Genomic DNA, 22355 nt, shown 5'->3' on the forward strand with positions numbered 1-22355 from the left:
TCAAAATCCATTATATCCGACAGATTTCAATATCCCCATTCCACGAGACAGCGAATTTGCATATATCGGGTTAGAGGTTGAAATGCTATTTATCTTGTTCAATAACGCACCTCCATTCTTACCAAGGCCATTATATTCAATCAAAACTTGCTCTACCGCACGCGCATCCGCACGAGATATATTTTCCAGCCCCGGTATTGCATCAATGGAAATTCCCTTTTGAGACATATGCGCTGCGGCTCTGGCATCAATATTATCCGTTATTCCAACGTATTGAACTGTACCATCCGGCGCAACTGAAACATAAACCGCTGTCTTACCCGGGTCGGGCGAAATTCCGCTATTTCCGGATGTGCCCGTGCCATTCGTGCTATTGGAATCGCTTAGCAGCGGTGCCTGACCCGAGGCTACGGTAGATCCCGACGATACGAGCGGCACCATCATTACGCAACCGCCACCAGGTGTGCAAATCAACGTCGGTGGGGTCACTACAGCGCCAGCGGTCCCACTCGTATTGTTATCGTTCCCTGAAAGCTGATTGTTCGCATCAGCGGGGGGTTGGGATTTGTTCCCATAGTTGGCCTGCACCAGCGAGCCAACACCTTTGACCGTCGACGTCACGGGTTGCATGTAGGTTTGCCCCGTCTGACTTCTCCACGGCATCACCGCGGTCAGGATCATGTCTACAGCGGCACTAAGCGCCCCACCATTCTTCACGGCTGCCGCAGTATGGTCAGGACTTCCTCCGTCGTTGTTCAGCGCCTCGTTTTGAGCCGCTGTGGCACCAGCCATCGCGTTCTGACCTGCGAGGCCCGCGAGGCCACCACCGGCCCATGTCGAAATCGCCGCCAGCATAGCCATCTGGCCTTGATCAAGCGCCGCACCGCTCGGGTCAATCACCCTCAACACGTCAGGTGTCAACGCGGCCGACACGGCCCCGCCAATCGCACCGCCACCACATCCTTGGCCGGTCGCCGCACCTGCCGCACAACCGAGCGCCGCATGAGCTGCGACATACGCCGCGCCGGTCAGCGCGCCGTCCTGGTTCAGGTTGCCGATCGTGTAGGCAATCGATGCTGCCGCATTCGTCGCCGCGCTGTTGCGCAGATTCGTCAGAAAGCTGCCGCCCTGCAGCGTCGTTTGAATCGTCGCTTGAAGTACCGACTCGGCTGCGATTGCGGTGATCGTCGTCGGCAATGAACCCGTTGCCGCACCGGCTTGCGGGACGAGGGTGTTCCCCACCGTCTGCACCCCGGCCAGCGCAGCAAGGCTATTGTTCGAGGCAGTCCACGACCAACCGGCTGCGCCGTTGCTAAACGTGATGCCGTTCGTCAAACCAGCAGTCAGCGCTGCGGATCCGGCCGTCGTCAGCATGGTGCCCACGCTGAACGTGCCGCCACTGTTCAACTGGCTCATCGTGCTGTTCATCATGCCGGCGAAGCCCGCCGACAGCGCCGCATTTGCGGTGCCCGCCCCCAAAGCACCGGTGGTCGTTCCTGCTGCTGCAAATGCCGAACCCGAGCCAGCCGTCGCTCCTGCCGCTGCGCCGATCGCCGCCGACGCCGCCATCCCGCCCATGATCGACAGCCCGACGATCACACCCGTCATGAAAAGTTGGTCGTACCACGCATCTCCGTCGACCACGTCCGTGTGCAGGTTGTCGCTGACAGTCTGCTGCGTGAAGTTCCCGCCAAGTTGGCCCTTCAGATTCGCCAGCATCGCTTGTGTGCCGGCTGCGTCGACGGTGCCATCCGCGCCGGTTTTCTGAAGCGCACCGCCGATCTGGTTCAGGCTTTGCACTTGCAGATCGTAATTGGCCGCCGACATGAAGCCGCCTTGCTGCGCGACGGTGCCCGTGGTCTGCAAGAGCACGCCGTCCTGACCAGTCTGGTAGATCGTGCCGATGTTCGTCGAGCGCTGTTCGTTGGTCAGCGAGTTCGTGTTGACCGTCAAGTTCTGCGCCGTGACGGTGCCCGTGTTCAGGATGCTGTTCGCGTAATTCAGCGTGACGTTCGTGCCCGTGATCTCGCCATCGGCATTGACGACCGCGTAGTTCTTCGGCAACAACACTTCGGGCATCAGCGCCTGCACGGTCGGGCACGTCGCGCCACCCGTCGCCGAGCAACCCGGTTCCGGCACCGACTGCTCGACGTACCAGAGCATCGGATGATCGACCATCGCCAGTTGCGCGACGGACAGCGTCGTTCCGAGCGCGATGTCGTGGTCCTTCGCGTACTCGAGCGCCGCACCGTACAGCGCGGCCTTGTCCTGATTGGCGATCGACGCCTGACTCGTACTGTCCGTCGCACTCGTCGTGCTGTAGAAACTGCTCTTGCCGGTCGCCTGCAGCGCAGCCAACTCGATCTGCTGATTCTCGGTGTACGGGTCGTAGTAGAACGGCACATTGGCCGGCTGCAGATTCGCCGGCAGATTGGCGATCAACGACGCCGACGACACCGTGTCCACGACCTGCGCGGCCGGGTTGTTCGTCAGGTAGGTGATCGTGGTGGTTTGCCCCGAAATCGTCTTGACGGTCGCGCTCAATGGCGCGCTTGCCTGCGTGACGGTCGGTGCGACCGGCGTGCCGACGGTTCGCGCGCCGATCGGCGTGTTCGGGGGCAAGCCCGCCGTGCCCGTCACCGACGTCGGCTGGCCGCTTGCATCGACGACCTGGCCGAACCCGTTGACAGTCGTCGCTACGCCGGCCGGAGCCGACACCGGCCCAAGCGAGATCACCTGCCCCGACACGACCGGCGGCGGCGTAAAGACGTTCGGATTCGTGATCCCGTTGACGAGCTGCGAACCCGTCAGCGCGATCGACTGCCCGATCACGTTGCCGGTGTTCGTCAACGTCGGCGAGTTCACCGCAAGCGAGTTGCCCGCCTGAATCGTGGCCGGCACGAAATCCGACATCCCGACATTCGACGGCAGCCCCGGTGCGGCTTGCGCATCGCCGAGACTGAACGCCCCGCCGTACAGGTTCTGGCAGGTCGCGGCCGAACCTTGGCAACCCCACGTGCGCATGCCGGCGGGGTTACCGGTCCAATACGCGTGCAGGTATTGGTTGTCGCTCGACGCGCTCGAGCTGGCGTTGATCGTCGCGTTGTTCAGAGCCGTCACGAGACTGCCGGTGTTGCTGAACACGCCAGCCGTGATCGACAAGTTGTTGTTCGCCGTGATCGTCGAGGGCTTGGCCGACTGCACCTCGATATAGGCTTCGCAGTTCTGCCCGCAACCCGAATATGGCGAGCCTGTTCCGTAGTTCTGGTGGATCGTGACCGGCGCGGCGATCGTATTCGTCACCGTGCCTGCGTTGATCTGAACGTTGTTGCCCGCCTCAATTGCGCCCGACGTGTTGGTCACAGTCGATGCCTGCGTCGAGGCAGCAGCCGTCGTGCCCGCACCACCGATCACGACATCGCGCTTCGCGACCAGATTCCCGTAGGTGTTGCTGACCTGATTCGCGGCAATGACGATGTCATGGCCCGCCGTGACGTTGCTGTTGGTCTGCTGGTAGCTATAGGTTTCCGAGTTCGGATTCGTCGTGCCGTTCGACGTGCAACCGGAATAGCCCGGCGCGCAACCTGCCGTCACGGTTTTCGAACCGACGTTCGTGCCTTGATTGGTGAAGCTCGCCGCATGCACCGTGACGTCGTTGGCGGCCGTGATCGTGCCAGCATTGGTCAGGTTGCCGCCCGACAGATTCACATTATTGCCGGCAACGATCTGCCCCGTCGAACCTTGCACCGTGACCGTTTGCGACGTCGTGGTCGGTGTCACCGTTCCCTGACTTGCCACCCGAATCCCGGCCGGATCGATACACGTCCCGGCGTTGACCAGACAGTCGTTGACTGCGTTCGGCCCGTAGTAGGTGCTCCAAATCGAAACCGTCGACGGCAACTGCGACAGCATCGCGTTGATCGACGCCACATTGACGGTATCGGACACGGTCGACGTATAGGACGATCCGCCATTGTTCAACGCCTGGACGTTGACGTTCGCATCATGGCCGGCGCTCACCGAGCCGCCCTGATTGTTCAACGTGCTGGCTGTCAGATTCAGATCGTGACCGGCCGCGATGACGGATGGGGTCGTTGTGACCGCACCGACCGTCGTGGTGGTCTCCGTGACGCTCGGCAAGGTGACTGTTTTTTTAGCGATCGCCATGCCGGCGTTATCGGGTGTTTCGACGAACCAGAGATTCGCCGTCATCGCAGTGCCGTGACTGTTGTAGCCGGTCACCGTCGGCACCTGCACGAACGTCACGGTGCCCGACGTGGCGACGGGCGCGCTTGCCGTAATGTACGGACCGGTCGCCGACCAAGCGTTCGTCGGTTGATTCAACGTGCTCAGACTCGCGAGGCCGTCCACCGACAGCAGATCCGCGAGCGAGGTATCGTGCGACCACGTCGCGGTTATGCAGCAGGCCTGGTTCGCGTGATACCAGCGTCCCGAATCGAACTGCTCGGTTCCCACAAGCAGCGCCATCGTCAGCGCCGAATTCGTTACCGTCGTCGTGGTCGTGGTGGTGGTCGCACTCGACGCGGCCGAATTGTTGACATTGTTCGCGGTCACCGACAGATCGTTGGTCGCGCTCAGCGTACCGCCTGCGTTCGTCAGATCCCCACTCAGTTGGATCGTCGCATTGCCGCTGCCCGCCGGGCTGCTGCTGTTGCCCGCCTTCGTCGTACCGCCCGAGTTGTCATAGCTCGAACCAGCAATCTTCAGCGTGTTGGCGGCCTGGACAGCGCCAGCATTAGTCCCTGAACCGTTCAATGTGAGCGCGTCGTTCGCCGTCACCGTGGCATTGGCCTGGTTCGCCAGCGAGCCGTTGATCGTCAGGTCGTTGCCGTTGACGGTTCCCGTGTTGCCGACCGCGCCATTCAGCGTCAGCGAGCCCGTGCCCTGATTGATCGTGCCGGCGTTGTTGATGCCTTGCGTGGCCGAGACCGTGACCGCCGTCCCCGGCAGCGTCCACGTCCCGGAATTGTTCACCGACTGCGCGGACAGATTCAGGCCGTTGCCGCCGTTGACGGTCCCATAACTGGCTACCGAAGGGTCGAGCGTCTGATTCGGCAGATTCAGCGTCGCCACGTTTTGCGCGAGTATCCGACCGTTGGTATTGTCGAACGAACCATTGCCGCCCATGACCGTCACGGTCGTGTTGCCAACCGCCGTAGTCGGGTTGTTGACGTCGCCCGAGTAAATGAGCCCGTTCGCGTTGCTCAGGCTGCCCGTCGTCAGGTTCAGCGCGTTCGTCGCGAGCAGGCCGCCCGAGTTGGTCGTCGCACCCGACACGTCGAAATTCGACGTCGGCCCGTAGATCGTTCCCGAGTTATTGAGGTTCGTCGCGGTGACGTTCGCGGTCTGCAGCGACGACAGGCTGCCCGAATTCGAGACGGTCGTGCCCGACACGTTCAGGTTGCCGGCCGCCATCTGCGTACCAACGTTATTGACCGTGCTGCCGCCGAGCGTCGCGTCGCCCTTGAACGCGGCGGTGCCACCCGTCGTCAGGCTTTGCGTACCAGTGATCTGCGTCGTGCCGCCGACCACTGCATTCGCGGTCTTCACGTTCGCACCCGACAGGGTCGCATTGCCGCCGACCGACAAGGCCGGTGCGGTAGCGCTGAAGGGCTGGCTGAGCTGGCCGGCCGACGTGTCGAGGCTATTCGTTGCAGTGGCGGTCAGATTGCCGCCGACGGCCACACCCTGCGTCGTGATGTTGGTTGCCGTGAGGTTCGCATTCTTCGACGCGGTCGTCTGGCCGTTCAGCGTCAGATTCTGGCCGGCGTTCAGGGTCGCACTGCCCGCCGTCGAAACTGGACCGGCTGCCGTCAGATTCCCTGTCTTCGCATTGGCGTTCAGATCACCGATGCTCTTCAAGCTGCCTTGTGCGTTCACGTCCGTGCCGGCCGTGACCGTCGTCGCCCCGCCCGACAGGGCATCGCCTGCGAGCGTCGCACTACCGTTGGTCGCCGTCAGCGTGCTGCTGCCGACCGCCGTCGTCGCGCCGACCGACAGGTTCTGGCCAGCGGCTGCACTCAGATTGTTGCCAGTCTGGATCGCGCCTGAGATAGCGACGTTGTTGCCAGCATTGAGCGTCGTGTCGTTCGCGACGCTGATCGCCCCCGTGCCGTTGATGTCGCGGCCCGCCGTCACGCTTGCGTTGCCCGTGTTGCTGACTGCGAGGCCACCGTTCAGGTTCGCATCGCGCGCGGCTGCAATCGTCGTGGTCTGGCCGCTCTGGATCGTTCCGGCGACCGTCGCGTCCTGCCCGGCGTTGATATTGACCGCGCCCGGTGTCGACACGGCACCCGCGATCGCGACGCTACCCGCGCTCGATCCGATCGATGCGTTGCCGCCGCTGTAGACGAGACCGCCCAGGCTCACTCCCTGCGATCCACTCGCGTTCAATGTGCCGAGCGACACCACGTTGCCGGTGGTCGTCAACGTGCCGCCGCTGGCCGCGAGCGCCATGTCGCCGACCGACGCGGCCGTTCCCTGCACGCTGGTGTTGCCGCCCGACGTCACATTCAGGGCCCCGCCGCTGGTGACGTTTCCGCCGACCGTCGTATCCTGCCCCGCCTGAATCGTCACCGCGCCCGGCGCGGAAACCGTCCCGCCGAAGCTTGCGTTCGTGCCGGCCGTCGCGTTGATCGTGCTGCCGCTTTGGACCGCGCCGTTCAGCGCGATCGCCTGGCCAGCGTTCAGGTTGACCGCGCCTTGCGACGACGCGACGTTCCCTTGCCCCGTGATCGAGCCGCCTTGTGCAGCGATCGTTACCGGCCCCTGCGCCTGCACCGTACCGCCAACCGCAGCGTTCTGGCCCGCCGTCACCGACAACGCGCCATTCGATTGCGCATTGCCGTTCACCATGGCCGAGCCGGTTTGCGCGGTGATCGTCGTATCGCCGACGCCCGACACCTGCCCGTTGACCGTCGCGTTGCGTGCACCCGCCAGCGCGACCGTGCTACCGCCCTGCACCGCGCCGTTGACCGTCAGATCCCGCCCGGCCTTGGCCGACACCGTGCCGGGTGCGCTCAAGCCACCGACCGTGAGATCGCCGTTCGTCGTCTGCAGCGCGATGTCGTGCGCCGACAGCGCCCCGATCGTCATCGATTGGCCGGCCGTCAGGCTGGCCGCACCGTTCGCGGCGACGGACGCGGCGTTCAAATTGCCGCCCGCCGTCATCGTGACGTTCTGCCCGGCCGACACCGAGCCCGGCGCGTTGATGTCGCCGTTCGCCGCGACCGTGTAGTTCTGGTTTGCCAGGCCCGTACCGGCAATCGTCGTGTTGCCCGCGCTGGTCAGATTCACGTTCTGATTGGCAAACGTTTGACCGACCGACACGTCGCCGTTTGCATTGACGACTACGTTGCCCGCCGTTGCCGACAGCGGGCCTTGGGTGTTCACTCCCATACCGGCTGCTGTGGACACGATATAGACGGTGCCCGATGTGACCGAACCATACTGGCTCGCGTCGACCGCGACGTTCTTGCCGATCGCCGCCGCTGTGTTCGTCGTGCCGTTTGCAGCCGTTCCGTACGTGATGCCGGTCGCATTCGATGACGCCGGCGTCACGAGCTGGTTGCCCGTGACGATGTTCACGCGCTGATCGGCGCGCAGCGGAGCATTGACGGAGACACTTTGGCCGATGAGGTCCAGATTCCCAACAGTGCCCTCCACCCCAGCCCCCGGCGTGCCGTCATTACCTGCTGGCCCACTGATCGAAATATTGCCGGAGCGTACGTCGTACGCAACGGCACCGGCATGGGTAAAATCGGTTGCCGTGCCGCCGACACCGGTGAGAAACTGCGGAGTGCCGGTCGTGAGCGTCAAATTCGTGACGTTCGTCACACTCAAACCATTGACGCTGACGCCATTTGGAGATGCCACGACCACGGCCGCCGGTGACCCGAACACCTCGAGCGGCCCGAACAATGAGGCCGCTGGCCCGGTCGAGCTGACCTGGTTGACGATCGTCGTCGCCGGCCGGCCATTCAGATTCGGATTCGCGCCCAGCGTACCGCCGAGCAGCGGAGTCCCCGCCACCGTACTGTTGTTCAGCACGAGACCTTCGGGTCCCACGTTAAACGACTGATACTGTCCAACGCTGATCCCATTCGCATTGGCCGCGGGGATATTGATTGCCGGCACGCCCGTGCTCGTCTGCGTGACCGTCGGCTGGAAGGGAATCGGCGCCCGCGGATCGACAATCGGTGCGGCATGCGCCGTTTGATCCGCGAGAAACACAGCCGGCGCGAAATACATCACCGCCGTCATGACCCACGCAGTCGCCTTGATCCATAGCGCACGCCCTTCGCTTTTCAGCGGAGCATGGTCGAGGATAATCGCCTGTTTGGCCGTTTCCCGTTGAACGTGCCGAATCTCAATATCGCGCGTGCTGCGGCGCATAGTTGGTCTCGCTCTGAATTTTTCGCAGATAGTCGCACAGCCAAAACTGAAAGATGGTCAACAATTGTCAGGCTTGGCGATGAGCTCACGGCATTTACTTACAAATACCATACGAGAAATTAATTAATAAGTTATTCGCTTATCTATATCAATAGGCCGCTCAATCAAACACCAATCTTTAAAATCGTGCTCCCGGGAGTTAGGGACGATTGCCACGCAACGTCGACGTCTTTGCCGGCGAGGCCGTACACGGTCTAGCCATGGCCGCAGCGCGCCGTCGATGCGCTAAACGTTAAAGAGTTTGACTGATAGAGCTGTCAGTGATTTTCCGATCAGAAACTGACCGAAAATAATCGACGCTACTTCGTCTCGATTGAAAGCGATTGAGTGGACAAGCAGCCGCGCCGCGAACGTCGATGGAGTTGATCCGGTTGTTGCGCTACAACGAGCGGAACTTGACTTTCCATGTGAGCCGGTACGCTGGTTGATATCGATTCCCTAACCGCGACAGGAGAAATGATGTCGACTTACCAAACGCTGCTTGCACAACGCGCCGTCCTCGAGGCCGAAATCGAGAATGCCAAGACCGCAGCACGCCAAACCGTGCTGGCCGAAGTGAAGCGCATGGTGGTGGAATTTGATCTTTCCGCCCGAGAGATTTTCGGCGGCAGCAAAGCGCGCAAACACCAATCCACGCGAGCACGTTATCGAGATCCCGAATCCGGCGCAACATGGAGCGGTCGTGGCCGTCCGCCGGCCTGGATCGATGGCAAGGACCGCGCACCATTCGAGATCGCGCCCCAGCCCTCCAATTCTTGAACTGAGTCTCGACACTGGATATATTTACAGTGCAACGCATGACGGCGGCCGGCTTCGACACAACCGGCCGCCGCATCACCTCGACGCCCCCTATGGAAAACTCAGAAACCGATACGCCGCCCGGTCCGCAACCCGACCCAGTGCGCTTCGAGCACGCGCTCGCTCGCGCCACGGAAGACTTGCGCCGCATCGCCACGTCGATCGCGGATCGCCATCTGAAGGCAGGACTGACGCACGCCTGGAGCTGGCCCGTCCTGCTCGAAATCGAAGAGCAAGCCTTTTCGGATCTCGCGTTCCAGAGCCGGAACGAAGCGGCAGTCGTCGATGCCCTTCGGCGGATAGGCCCAGCGACCTTTCCGGGTGTCGATCTGAGCGGCCTGATCGACTGGACGTTGGCGGACGCATCACTTCCGATCGTCTATCTCAGCGTTCGCGAACGGTTGTCCGCGGCCGATCTATCAGACCGCGTCCAAGCAACGGCATGAGCGGTCTGTCAGTACATTGCTTGGTGTGCGAAAACCTGGCTGGAATGCAGGTCGAACAAGCGAGCGTCGCCCGAGTGACGGGACCGGGTCACCCCTCCCGTCTGCTGGCAAAGGACGCGAATCGTAGATTCGCGTTATGCTTGGGGCACTCAATATTCAGTATATAAGGTCGAATGGGCGATCCGACTCTCTGGCTGTCGGCACCAACCGAGGCCTATCAGCAATGGCAGCGCACCGAAGCCGCCGGCGCCGATCGGCGCGCGTTCTCGCCCCGGTCGATCGTCCAACACGAAGCCATGTTCGAGCGCTTCATGCGCCACCTCGCGGCCGCGCAGCGGTCGCTGGCCACCTTCGGCCCGGATCACCTCGAATCGTTCTTAGCTGACGTGGACCGCCGGTGCAAACCAGGCACCACGACGCGGCTTCGCTACCAGAAGCTCCTCGACCGGCTCGGCCGACACCTCGTCGACGTCGGCGTGCGCAAGACCAATCCAGCGGCCGCCTATACGCTGACGCAGACGTGGCCGGAGGATGAGCCCGTCCCGGTGTACCTGCTCGAGGCCGACGATCGCCGCCTGCAGGAGTCGGTTGCCTCGCTCGACGGCCTCGACGAGCGTGCGGTCCGCAATCGCGCGGTCGTCGCGCTGCTGCTTTCGACAGGCATCACCGCGCAGGAAATTCGTCAGGCGACAACCAGCGACCTCGACCTTTCGCCGGCGCGGCCGCACATCCTGATCCCCAAGCGAGGCCCACGCGAAGCGCGTCGAATCAACCTGGAAGACTTCGCGCGGCCGGTGCTGGAGCGATGGAGGAACCACACAGCAGCGGCCGCCAGCGCGCTGCTGTTCCCGTCGCCCCGCGCGGGCGGGCCGATGACGGACGAGATGCTCGGCCGGATCGTGCGCGACGAACTGCTCGCGCTCGACATCCGCGTGCCCGACATGAGCCCGCGCACCCTTCGCAACACCTTCGCACGCCGCCTCCTGCTCGCTGGCCGGAGCAACGATGACGTCATGGACGCGCTGGGCCTCACAAGCCAACGGACCGTGATCCGAATTCGCGCCACCCTCCAACCCGCTCCGCAAGCCAACGGCGCAACTTGACTTCTTGGCCACGTCGATAGCCTGAAGAAGCCAGCACTTTCGCTGGCTTCTTTGTTATCGGAGGGTTCCTATGGACTACGTAACGCGCTACACAGACCTCATTTATTTCGCGGGCGGCGATTTCGTGATCTGTCGATACAGGCTCATTGCCCGCCGTTCCGAGGCCAAGCAAATCGTCGTTCAGATCGACAATCACAAGGGCTCGCAGGGCATCTTGAGAGCAGATCACCAAGCGCGTGACGCTGTCCTCAATCGTATCGCCGATCGGGAGCTGGCTGGAATCCCGTTCGCAATGCTCTGCGTCGCGCTGACCGGGAACGACACGCACCAGGTCGTTTTAGGCGAGCCGGACCTCGAAGACTACATCCATCGTGGCCATCCGTTTCAGCAGACCCCCGAGCGCGCTGCCCGCGGCCGACATATCGAGCGCATCTCGATCGACTCTCGAAACCTCGTAATCGGTCGCGCGCGAATTCTGACGGCGCATTCCACCCCGACATCGCCGGACGCTGACCTCGCCGCATTGCTGAAAAGCCCCGATAACAGCGCGGCATAAGAAGCCTTGTGGGTAGGCGACAACGACACCTCGTCGAGGTGTCGCCACGCCGATCGAACTCCCACGGTGGACGCGGCCAACATCGAGCCGGTGCCCGTCGAGATTTATTTCGCAAGGGGGGGTGAAACATCTCGGGGCATTGTCGTATTGCTTCATTGAGAGGGCGCACGTCGTGCCCTATACGTGGCGAGGAATCACACAATGAAGTTCATACTTGACCTAGCACGCGCAGCGCTTGAGGCAATGGTGTTTCTCAGCGATCAGTCGCCGGCCCGTCGAGGCGACCGGAAGATGACTGCGGCAATGGCTTTGGCTTGCGTGTATCACATTTACGCGATCATCCACGCTTACACACTCGGAATGTAAGACTCGATCCCAGGGCAGCTGACGAAAAAAAAACCCGGCACATGAGTGCCGGGCTGTGTCCAAGATTACTTTCCGTCATGCGGCCTGCGAGAACAGGTCGACCGGCGCCAGGTTCAGCATCGTACGGTGCTCGGAGTCCGAGATCGCATTGTCGACGAGAAATCGGTCCAGCTCTACTGGCGTCAGGTTGTGTCGCTCGGCGAGGTGGGCGAAATACTGCCCGCGCTTTGCCATCTCCTGATACCGGCCGGCCATCCCGGCCGGTAGCCGCACGATCCCTTCGTTCAACCAGAAGCGGGCCGACTCCATCCCCGAATGCAGTTGCACCTTCACCGACCAGCCAGCATCGAAGCTACAGGTCACGAATGCACACGCTGCCTCGGCGTCCACCTCGAACTGGTCGCTCTCTTCGAAATAGACGATCTGCTCGCCAGACTTCGTGCGAGCATACCGGCTCGGCCGCCTCGGATGGGTATAGCGATTCCACTGCTCCGCGGCATAGTCGCGAAGCCCATCCGTGGGTACCTCGGCATCGTACGCGCCGACGAAGAACCACCCGTGGTGCGGGATATCGGTCTTCGCCAACGGATCGAGGACGGGGACGTGGTACCGTCGTCCGAGCCGATGCACGTCGAACCAGACCGAAAGTGCAGGAAAGGCGTGCGGCGCGTAGTGGTGCATCGAGAGGTAGAAATCGATCGCCGCCAACTGCGCCGGCGTGACCATCTCGAACTGCACGTCACAAAGCGCCCGGTTATGCGGCGTGTCAGGGATCTCGCCCGCGGCCAACGCTCCCCCATGCCGCTCGGCCCGCTCGACTTCAAGCACGTCGAGCGTGAGCAGATACTGCAGCAAGCGAACACGCTCCAGATACGACAACACGTCCGGCTTGACCGCCAGGTATCCGGCGGCGCTCACCTTCCGGCCAACTAGTTCCCGGCGACCGAGATCCCACTGCACCGCGACCAGGTAGTTCCGGAAACGATTCAGGCCCTCCAGATGCTGGTGATCCACCTCCTTCACCATCGACTCCATCGAGCGATCGCGTTCGCCAGTCACGCAACAAAATGCGCAACCAAATCGGCTGCCGCACGGCGACCGCGCACCACCTTCGCCGAGGATCACGCCGCACGTCCCCTCGTTTCCAGCGCGGTACAGCTCCGACAGGCGCCGTACCGACTCGCCGGATACCGGCGACGGGAAAGGTCTGCCGGCATCCTCCGCGAAGAGCGCAAGCATCGACCACACGCAGTCGGTCGACCATTCCGCGATCGGCGAGAGCGTCAGATAACCGTCCGCGTTACGAACGGGCTTCAGCGCGTTCTCACAGCGACCGATCATCGCTGCCGACCGAGTGCCGCTTTCGCTGAACCGATTGCCAAGCACGGTGACCACTTCGCGACCGCCTCCGGCGGCCGCCGATCGCTCGAGCGAGACACGCATTCGGTCTTGCGGGTCGACCTTCCAGTCAGCGGCGCAGGCACGTATCCGCTTCCCGTTCTTGACCCCGTTCTCCGGGGTGCGGGGAAGCGTGCCGCGGCCAATCGTCGCGACAACAAACTGCGACGATAGCGACGGTTTCGCGACGTGCACCGATACTGGCGCGCCAGCCGCCGCACAGGCGGCTCGGATCTCGTCAAGCATGGCCTGCAGATGCCAGTGCATGCTCGGATTTTCGATCGTCGTGTCCGCGCTCGTCACGAAATGCTCGCGCGACACATCAACGCCGGCTCGCCGCACCGCCTCCAGCATCAGGATCGCCGTGCAGGTCGAGTCCTTGCCGCCGCTCATCGCATTCGAAAGTGTGTACCCCTGCCGAATCAGCCCGACGAGCGCTTCGATAGCGGATTCCATCTTCAACAGTATTTCAGAAAACATGTGCTGCTCCAGAAGTGCAGGAGCAGCCCCACACGGGAGCTGTTCCCGCGTGGGTTAAGAGAAGAAACAATCAGGGCGCGCGATACAGTTCGCCGCGCGCCGACACCGCCTCCCAGTTCTTCAGGTAAGCATCTGCGACGCGTGTGTCGCCCCGCACCACAACAACGTTCTCGGCGTTGTACCGCGCCGCCTGCTGCGAGTAGTTATAGCTTCCGGTCTCAACCGTAGCGCCGTCGACGACGACGTACTTCGAGTGCTGAGCCGGAAAGACGCTCACGACGCGAACCGGAATACCGGCGTATGCGAGCGAGCCCAGAGCAGCGCGAGCGCGGCCGCTACGGTCCTCGTCGAAGTTGCTGCGCGCGTCGACAGTGACGGCAACGTCAATGCCGCGACGCTTCGCGGTGATGAGCGCGCGCGTTACTGCGGGTGCGGTGAACGAGTAGGCCAGCACTCGAATCGACTGACGGGCAGACCCAATGGTCCGAAGCACGAGACTCTCCGCCCCGCCGTCCGGCGAAAACGCAACTTCGATCTGCGGCACGGGTTGCGCGTGCGCACGCCCGGTAAGGGCGATCAATACACAACAGCACAACCACGCCACCAGAACCGCCCAACCGACTTGCTTCTTCATGATGATCTCCATATCTAAAGGAACGGCCTCGCTCACATTCCGTGAGCGTGAACTTCAGATGCGTCATCGACGCCAACTGGCGAGTGAGCTAGCGGCTCGCCAGTGCTTTCGCCACATCACGTGCGGTTACGGTCAGGAGCCAGCGATCGCACTCCTTCCGCGGCCACTTGGTGTACTCGGCAAATCCTTCCTTCTGCGGGACAGTCGAACTGGCGACTGCGACGAGAAAGCCGAAGCGATCGACGGGACTCCGCAGAAGCGCGCTGCTGCATTGAAGCGCAGTCCGGATCGCCGAAATTCCCACGTACGCGGGCATGTCAATCACCGACAGCGCATGCAGCGCAACATCGCGCACCGACGTGTTACCCGCCCCGTTGGAAGCAATGGCGAGGGTGGCCAAACGCGCCCGAACTGACATCGCGTGGAACGAATCTCGAGCACCTTCCGGCAAGACGTCCGACGCGAGATGCGCCAGATCAATATTCAAAAGTGGCATTCAGGGGTCTCAAAAAAAAGCGGCCCCGCTCTCCTTCGAGAATGGGGCCGACGTTCAGGGGTTCAGATGCAGGGCTTCGGATGCCCTGCCGGAAAGGTGTGGACCAGGCCATCCTTGCAGATGACCGCGTCCGTTCTCACGGCCTGCCGCTTTTCGACTGCGGCCTGCGCGACCACTGCGTAGCGGTAAGCAGACGCCGGCGGCTGGCCGCCGCCATGCATCGCAATCAACAGCATCACAAGATTCGTCAAATCGTTCATCGAGCGTTCCTCCGTCGACGGTTCAGGATGCGACGGCGGCCGTAGCCGCCACCGTTACCCAGCGCCCGTTGACGAGCACGTCCCGCAGGCGCGAGCCGTTCAGCTCATAGACATGCTCCGTACCCATGCGAATGGGCTTCGGACGGATCGAGAGCGTCAGGCTTCGAACCAGCGCAGCCGATTTGGACTTCAGTTTCATTGCGTTCCTCGGAAAGAAAAAAGGCGAGGAACGCCCCTGTGGGGAACGTTCCCCACCAGGGTTAAAAAATGTGTGCTGCACTACCTCGCGAGTGCGGCCACGTCGATGACGGCGTCGGCCTCCGCAATCAGGTCTGGCGTTTGCGAGATGAAGAACTCCCGCGAATACCCTCCCTGACGCAGAACCTCGCGCTTCATGCGCATGAACTGCACCTTGCGATCGGGATCAAGCGGTCCATCCGACTCGTCGCTGAAGAGCGTTTCGTACGGCTGTCCCGCGTTGCCCGCGATATACAGAGCGACTCCGCGTGTCAGGCTTTCGTTGATCCACACCTTCTGACCACCAGACATCACGCCGACACCCTTGCTGCTGTCATTTTCGGCGTCGTGCACGAGGATTTCGAAGCCCTCGCGCGTTTCACCATTGGCCAACGTGCGCTGGGTCTGGATCTCGACCGTGAACCGCGTGCCGTAGCACACGAGCAGCAGGTCATTCACTTTCTGCGTCAGTGCCGGGCCCGCGTCGTCGATCGTCAAAGCGATCACGCCGTCGTTGCCCAGCCCTTTCGCGAGCAGCTTCCACTTCGCGATCTCGTCGGAGATGCGCTCGGCGAGCGCCTGCGTCGCTGAAAACCCCTCCAGCTCCCGCTCGAGAACAGCAATCGTTGCTTCGCGCGTGGCCTGGCTCCGGATCAATGCTTCGATCCGCGCATCCAGTCCCGTGCAGAGATCGCGACGTGCGACCAGCTGGCGATCGACATCCGCAATCGCTTGCGTCACATCGACCGCAGCCAGGCGCGACACCTCCGCTTCGACCTCACGCAACTGCCCAGTAAGGCGCGTCGACTCCATCTCCCGACGGGCGATCGCCTCGTTTCGCTCTACATCGAGCGATTCCAGATCGGCATGGGCCTTCGCCAGCCCGGCCTCGGCAGCGTCCAGCAAGGGCTTCCGGGCAGCAAGCTCGGTCGCACGCTGGAGCGCCTGACGTGCGGCCGTGACTTCCGCGTTCACACGCTGAAGCTCAGCACGCTTCACCGACAGCGTTGCGACAGACGGCGCAAGTTGGTCCAGCTCCGTCTTGTGTTGTCGATATCGCGTCCGAAGATCCTTCAGCGAGACGGTCTGAACGTCCACTTGATGCGCGGCACTCCTCGCTTGCGCGAGTAGCGGGCACGTCGCATGGATATCCAGCCCGGCGCACGGCACGGCCCCAATTACCGAGGATTGCTCGGTCAGGTTGCGGATCAGGACTGCCTTCGTCGTACCCTCCGATTCCAACCCGGAGAGCGTCGACTCGACAGTCGCCGCGCGCAACCGCTTCACATCGAGCTCCTCGATCGCGTTCTGCAAGGGCTGAACCAGTGCCTCGGCCTTTCCGAGACAAAGCTCGGCTTCGTCGCGGGCAGCCGCGGCACCGCGGATCAGCTCGGCTTGCCGAATGACAGCTGCGTGGCCGGCGATGGTCTCGCGCAGCGCCGCTGCGCGTTGCATGAAGCGCTTCTCTTCGGCCTGCTTGTCTCGCTCCAACGTCTGAAGCGAGACCTGCAGTTCACCGCGCCGCGCGCCGAGTTCACCCAAGCGCGCCGCCGTGCCAGCGTTCTCGCCCTGCTTGGCAACCAGCACGGCGTGCTGTTGCGTCAGCGTGGCAATCTCCGCTTGCGCGGTCGTACGCTTGTCCCGTGCGGCGGCGATATCTGCTGCGTCGGTTGCGATGGCCTTGCGCGTCTCTTCGACACGCTCACGCTTGCCAGAGAACGCGGTGAGGTCCTGTTGCACCACACCGAGTTGCCGGCCGAGTGCCTTCGCGACATCGGCAGCTTTCGTCGACAACGCGCGAAGGTGATCGATCTTCAGCAGCTCCGCGAGGAGCCCCTTGATCTCGGTCGCACCGTAGGACGCGAGCGGTCGACGGTTCTGTGCCGAGAACACGCTCGTGAAGAACGATTCAAGCGAGCCACAAATCGCGTCAACACATCGATCGTAGGTTTCGCTCTTACCGTCCGACACTGTGCCGTCCGGAAGCGAGACTGGTCGCCACTCCCCGTCCATCGAGCGATAGAACAGGAAGTAATCCGCCTTGCCCGTCTTGCCCGGCTTGCGGAACGCGAAGGTCGACCGATAGCGCAGGCGGTCGTGCTCCCACTCGAACTCCTTGCGCGCCTGCACGCCGCAGATGTGATCCCAGTACGAGAACGCATCAACGGACAACTTCGAGGCGCGCGAGGGCATGATCCGGTATGGGTGCAGGTTGTCCATGATCGTCGTCTTGCCGGCGCCGTTCGGCCCCGTCAACGCGATCAACCCATTGGGCAACGACTCCAGATCGAGTTCCACGCTGTCGCGCTTCATCCCGTCCCGGACGCCCGTGAACCCTTCGAGCAGCAGTCTCAGAGGTCGCATGACTGGATCTCCGAAAGCGAGATGGGCTGCGAATATTCGTCGGGAAAGAAGAACGGGACTTCGTCGTCATCGACGGCGAGCGTCGGCTCAGGCCGGGAAGCCGGCTTACCCAACGTGCCAGCAACCGCCGCCTCCACCATTCCACAGAGGCGACGGAACGCGTCCGACGTCTGTTTGAGCACCGACTCCCAATCGGGGCAACCCGTGAGAATCTGCAACTCGCGGCCGGACCATTGACCCGAGTACCCCGAGTCGAACGACCACAGGAGGTTCTGCAGCTCGACGCCCGGTGTCACGACGATCTCAGCCTCGTCAGCTTCGACCACGTGGGTCATCACGAACAGACCATCGCGTTGCGCGATGACGGCGCCACGCTGGACACCGAACGGTTGGTGGAAAAGTGCCGCCGTGCATCCGCCGTGTTCGACGAGAAGCTTCTGCAGCGATTTCGCGTCGGTCGACGCGGTAAAGGTCTGGGCCCAACGGACACCAGCAGGATAGAGACCAAACATGAGCACACTCCGGAATTGAGACGGAGTGCGCCCCTGACGGAGAACACGCCCCGTCAGGGTAGTAAGAAAATGGATGCAGCGATGCTGCCGTCGATGCGCCAATGGGCGCGGGGTGAACCTTGTTTCGATAGCCACGCGGGCTATCGGAACACGGCTAGTGTTCAAAAGTGACGGAGAACAAACCGTCGGTGGGCGGCATTACGCCGCGAACAGATCGTCGCTGAGCCAGGCCGGGTCGCCGGCGCTCGGGGGAGCATCCGAACTGCTCGTCGCCGATGTGGCCAGCGACAGCACCGATGCAACTTCCGGCAGGCCAGACTGATCACCTGCAGGTCCGCCGGTCGCGGCGAGACGCGCCAGAATGGATTGAGCGATTGCTTCCGGCTCGCCAGTCTCGAGCAGCTGCAGGCGATCAACCAGCGGAGCAGCATCGACGTCGGCCAGTTCACACCAGCGAGTCAGCTTTGCGTCGACCGTCGGCGCGGTGCTGATCCCTTCTGCCCGGCTGCGCATGACTGGAAGCACGCGCGGCTCGAGCTTCACGCCGGCCGCCGCCGAGAACATCGCTTCGATCGCCTTGCGGTCGACCAGTTGCTTATGCTCTTCATCGATCTGCCAGCGAATGCGCACGAACTTTCCCGCGGATGCTGCGGCGAGCGCTTCGAGCTCGTTCGCGTCCGGCGGCCCGTCGAACGACACGGATACCATTTCGCGAGATGGTGTCGGAACCAGTACGGCATGTGCATCGGATGCCGTCACGTCCCACGACAGGTAGCCCTTGTCGCCGAGCTCGCCGTAGTGGAAGCGCCCGATCGAGCCCGGATACCCCACCAAGCGCCCTTCACGCTCCCACGTCTGCTCCTTGTGGATATGCCCAAGCATGAACGCCGAGCATTCCGCGGCAAACAGCGCACCGAGGCTGAACTCATGATCGAACCCTGCCATCGTGACGCCGTGTTCGGTCTCGCACCCATTGACGGTCCCGTGGGACACGCCGACGGTCGGAACGCCTGCGTCACGCGCCAAGGTGTTGATCCGGCCCGCAGCAGACAGAAAGCTGGCGAGCGAGTCAGCGAGGTCCGTCGATGCTGCCAACGCGCCGACGCGCAACGCCAAATCCGCCTTGTTCATCGTCGGAAGGCACGTAAATATCGTGCTGGCGCCACCGTCGATCGCATAGCGGAACTCCTCGTCGGTGAACACCGGCCCTTGTGAGAACCAGAATTCGCCATCTACAAGCGCCATCTGGCACGGACGGTCCGCGATTGCCACCGGATACCGCGCGCCCATCAGCGCGAAGTTTTTCAGCGTGCCCGGCGGTTCATGCGAGAACGTGCCCTGAAGCATGAGCACCGGCATTGCTTCCGCGAGTCGGTGCACTTGCTTCGCGAGCGCGTGGAGAGCAGGCGAATGTGCGTCGAGCCGGTGATCGGTCGAGTCGCCGCTGATCACCGCTACACCAGCTTGCCGCGCAATAGCGTCGCCCACCGCGTAGGTGAAACAACGGTCCGCCTCGTCGAGGTTGCCGGGTGAGAAATGCAGGTCAGAAAAATGCGCGATCTTCATCTGCGCCTCCAAAATGAAAACGGCCGCCTCACGGCAGCCGATAAGCGATGCCCGTCGACAAGGGACGGACATGGAAATTACGTTGAGAAGAGAACGTCGCGGACCCTCATCAGCGTGTTACCGAGCAGATTCAGTCCTGGCCACTTTGTAGGGTCGGTGATTCGCGGATCGAATTTCCCAATCCCCGCTCCCCATATGCCGTCGGACCGACTGGCTTCAACAAGAATCGTCGAGCCTGTTCCACTCAGCACCCGTCCCTGGTCCGGGTTCTGCCGAAACTTCTCTCGGCATCCCACAAACACAATCGACTCGCGAGACCTGAGCCAAATTTCCTCGTCGAAGCCAGACACGTCTCGACCAAGCTCCTTCTGCTTCTTCGGAGAAGGCGTCTCCAGAATCCTCGCGGCCACTACATGGTCGTCGAACAGCATGGCCTTGGCGTACATCATGAACTGCTCAACGCAATTGAATTCCACTTCGTGGTAGGTGAAGCGGCTAGGATGCCAATTGCTCAGGACGTCCTCGGCGCCGAAAAACGCCGCGAAGTTGCCGATCCGGCGCATGGTTTTCTCCAAGATGGATAGTCAAGATATGGCCGCTTGCGCGGACGATTTCGATGCGTGAGACACGCGTTCGAAAGCACTTGAGCAAATCGCTTTGCTGAAGGACTCTCTGTTTCGCGCTGCCAAAGAAAAGGACACCGACCCCGAAGGGCCGGCGAAAGGGGTATCAGTTACGCGTTGTTGAACGATTCGACCGCCACGCCGATTTCACGTTGAAGCGAATCCGGATCCTCGAGCGCTGTCGTCAGCCGCGCGATCATCTTGTCGACGTCGGCGGACCGCTCCATCCAGCCACGACTGAATCGGAAGTGCCCGTAAATGCGAAACGCCCGGCGCTGCTCGTCGTCAACGAAGCGGAGACGCTGCAGCAGGTCCTGCATGCGGTGGCGCTTCTCTTCCATCGACTCGGGCGGGCCGTCACCGGCTTCCGACTGATCAGCGTGTCCCGTGGGACTTTCATCTTCGGTAGGGTGAAGCTGAATCACGGTGCCGCCAGAATCTGCCAGTGCGGGTGAGCCAGCGGCTTCGATCGCGGCCGGCGCCTCCTCTGCACCGTCGAGCAACGCGCCGATGTCGATATCCGCATCGAGCACGGTCAGCATCTGCGGTTGACGCACCGCTTCACCGGCCTCGTTGATCCGCGTGATGTCGAATTCCCGCTTCGAGATCCAGAACCGGGTGCCAGTCAGCTTGCCGCGGGCCAGCTGGACCGTCTTCATCGCCGCGTATGCCTTCTGCAGCACGTAGATTGAGTTCGTGGGAAGTTCGATCAGCCCCAGACCCTTGATGTCGGGAATGGCGAAGACGAAGTTGGCACCGAGGTTGCACTGCCGGCTTTGATACTGCGGGCATTGCTCGGGGTTGCAGATGCCATCGGGGATAGCCTCATCCTGACGGAAGATCACATCGCGGCCGCCGAAATGCCGGACCGTGCGCGTTGCGCGAGGATCGCGCTCGACCTTTGCGTATGTCTTGCAATAGCGAAGGCCATCGGGCCCGTACTGTGAGAAGTACTTGCGACCGCTCGAGCCCCACGCCGCCATCTCGTTTGGGATGTTCTGCATCCAGTCGTTGAAGGCGAACAGCACCGGAAAGCGGTAGAGCCTGACGCCCTGGCCGCGATCCTCGCCGTAGAGCTTGAGAATCTCCTCGGCCACGTCCGGGTTGTTGAAGTCCGAGCGGCGGCAGGTGAAATAGTCGGTATTGCGCGGCGCCAACGGATGCTTGATTCTGCAGCGTGACTCAATCGCCTTCCCGATCGTCTCGAACGAGTCACCGGCGGCGACCATCGCGTCGTACAGTGTGACCGCGTCCGGATTTCCTCGCGCGCTCGACGTCAACACCTTGATGCCGGGCCGAATTTTACCGATCACCGGCGGCCGCATGGCCCGCTCTTCGACGACGCTCCTGACAGGACCGCCGACCATACTGACAACTGCATTCATGAAGGTTTCCTCGCAAGTTTGAAGATCGCCTGGGTCCGCAATGCGTCCGCCGATTGCTCGAGGGCGTTGGCGGCCGCCTCTCCGCGGCGGGTGGCGATACTGGACAGAAAAATCCGGCGGTCGGAGTCGGTGAACATCGCGACTTGTGCCACTTCGCAACGCTCCCGCCATGCGGGTGACGTCGTGTCGATGGCCGACCTTTCCTCGGCGATCGTTTGGCTGATCACAGAGGCGATCCGGGAATTGAGACGATTGGGAAGCACACGTACCTCCAGGACAGAAAAAAGGGCGAAAAAAAAGCGCGTTCCTCGGCAGAGGGACGCGCTTCGTGGATTCGGATAAATGACCCAAGCACCACGTCCCTTCCGGGGACGTGGTGCTCAGGGAGCCGGACGGCTCATATAGAGGACGTTAGGTCGTCCTCGCACAGCATGGTCACGCTGCGCTACAGCCCATTTTCGGAAGTGCCATTCCGCCGCAGGATCACGGCTCAGTCGACTACTGTCGTTCTACCCAGGACAGAGGCCTGGAGAGAGACACCCGTTGTCCGGGTTCGAACGACGTCGCGGCGCAAATGAATGCGGCCGGCAACGAGTTTCATGACTGAAATGGGGAGCGCGGGCGAGGCGCTCATCAGAAAGGAATTCCACACTGGT

General features: G+C 62.3%; 16 protein-coding genes. 4 read left to right on the plus strand and 12 right to left on the minus strand.

Annotated elements, in window-relative coordinates; genetic code table 11:
* Positions 1-8415 carry a beta strand repeat-containing protein gene (locus tag BDI24065_RS35430; RefSeq protein WP_254609926.1) on the minus strand — a complete coding sequence of 2805 codons (8415 nt, stop codon included), beginning with the start codon at positions 8413-8415 and terminating at the stop codon, positions 1-3.
* Positions 8416-8934: 519 nt separating this feature from the next.
* On the opposite strand from BDI24065_RS35430, the gene BDI24065_RS35435 reads away from it, so the two are divergent.
* From BDI24065_RS35435 to BDI24065_RS35450, 4 genes are all read left to right on the plus strand, one after another.
* Complete coding sequence (locus BDI24065_RS35435) at positions 8935-9234, plus strand: H-NS histone family protein (RefSeq protein WP_175035080.1); 300 nt, start codon at positions 8935-8937, stop codon at positions 9232-9234.
* A 38-nt stretch (positions 9235-9272) separates the two neighbouring features.
* Positions 9273-9719 (plus strand): DUF2471 family protein, encoded by a 447-nt coding sequence (locus BDI24065_RS35440; RefSeq protein WP_254609927.1) that lies wholly within the window; start codon positions 9273-9275, stop codon positions 9717-9719.
* Positions 9720-9892: 173 nt separating this feature from the next.
* Positions 9893-10822 (plus strand): tyrosine-type recombinase/integrase, encoded by a 930-nt coding sequence (locus BDI24065_RS35445; protein ID WP_175035081.1) that lies wholly within the window; start codon positions 9893-9895, stop codon positions 10820-10822.
* 70 nt (positions 10823-10892) lie between these two features.
* Positions 10893-11378 (plus strand): hypothetical protein, encoded by a 486-nt coding sequence (locus BDI24065_RS35450; protein WP_175035082.1) that lies wholly within the window; start codon positions 10893-10895, stop codon positions 11376-11378.
* Positions 11379-11819: 441 nt separating this feature from the next.
* Here BDI24065_RS35450 and BDI24065_RS35455 read toward each other — a convergent pair whose 3' ends face one another.
* From BDI24065_RS35455 to BDI24065_RS35505, 11 genes are all read right to left on the minus strand, one after another.
* Complete coding sequence (locus tag BDI24065_RS35455) at positions 11820-13622, minus strand: phosphoadenosine phosphosulfate reductase family protein (protein ID WP_175035083.1); 1803 nt, start codon at positions 13620-13622, stop codon at positions 11820-11822.
* A gap of 70 nt (positions 13623-13692) precedes the next feature.
* On the minus strand, positions 13693-14256 hold the full coding sequence (locus tag BDI24065_RS35460) for a phospholipase D family protein (RefSeq protein ID WP_175035084.1): 564 nt from the start codon (positions 14254-14256) through the stop codon (positions 13693-13695).
* A gap of 88 nt (positions 14257-14344) precedes the next feature.
* Entirely contained in the window at positions 14345-14752 is a 408-nt protein-coding gene (locus tag BDI24065_RS35465) for a hypothetical protein (protein ID WP_175035085.1), read from the minus strand.
* A gap of 62 nt (positions 14753-14814) precedes the next feature.
* On the minus strand, positions 14815-15012 hold the full coding sequence (locus BDI24065_RS35470) for a hypothetical protein (RefSeq protein ID WP_175035086.1): 198 nt from the start codon (positions 15010-15012) through the stop codon (positions 14815-14817).
* A 22-nt stretch (positions 15013-15034) separates the two neighbouring features.
* Positions 15035-15211, minus strand: coding sequence for a hypothetical protein (locus BDI24065_RS35475; protein ID WP_175035087.1), 177 nt, complete (start codon positions 15209-15211; stop codon positions 15035-15037).
* 80 nt (positions 15212-15291) lie between these two features.
* Complete coding sequence (locus BDI24065_RS35480) at positions 15292-17613, minus strand: SMC family ATPase (RefSeq protein ID WP_175035088.1); 2322 nt, start codon at positions 17611-17613, stop codon at positions 15292-15294.
* Positions 17601-18125, minus strand: coding sequence for a hypothetical protein (locus tag BDI24065_RS35485; protein ID WP_175035089.1), 525 nt, complete (start codon positions 18123-18125; stop codon positions 17601-17603). Before BDI24065_RS35485 ends, BDI24065_RS35480 begins: the two co-directional genes overlap by 13 nt.
* Positions 18126-18323: 198 nt before the next feature.
* Positions 18324-19691: a metallophosphoesterase family protein gene (locus BDI24065_RS35490; RefSeq protein WP_175035090.1), complete on the minus strand. Its 1368-nt coding sequence runs from the start codon at positions 19689-19691 to the stop codon at positions 18324-18326.
* 77 nt (positions 19692-19768) lie between these two features.
* Positions 19769-20254, minus strand: a complete 486-nt coding sequence (locus BDI24065_RS35495) for an NADAR family protein (protein WP_175035091.1) — start codon at positions 20252-20254, stop codon at positions 19769-19771.
* A 170-nt stretch (positions 20255-20424) separates the two neighbouring features.
* Positions 20425-21699 carry a recombination directionality factor gene (locus BDI24065_RS35500; RefSeq protein WP_175035092.1) on the minus strand — a complete coding sequence of 425 codons (1275 nt, stop codon included), beginning with the start codon at positions 21697-21699 and terminating at the stop codon, positions 20425-20427.
* Entirely contained in the window at positions 21696-21962 is a 267-nt protein-coding gene (locus BDI24065_RS35505) for a DUF7696 family protein (RefSeq protein ID WP_175035093.1), read from the minus strand. The genes BDI24065_RS35500 and BDI24065_RS35505 overlap by 4 nt, the downstream gene beginning before the upstream one ends.
* Positions 21963-22355 lie beyond the last annotated feature (393 nt).

It is taken from the genome of Burkholderia lata (genome assembly GCF_902499025.1).
GTDB lineage: Bacteria > Pseudomonadota > Gammaproteobacteria > Burkholderiales > Burkholderiaceae > Burkholderia > Burkholderia lata_C.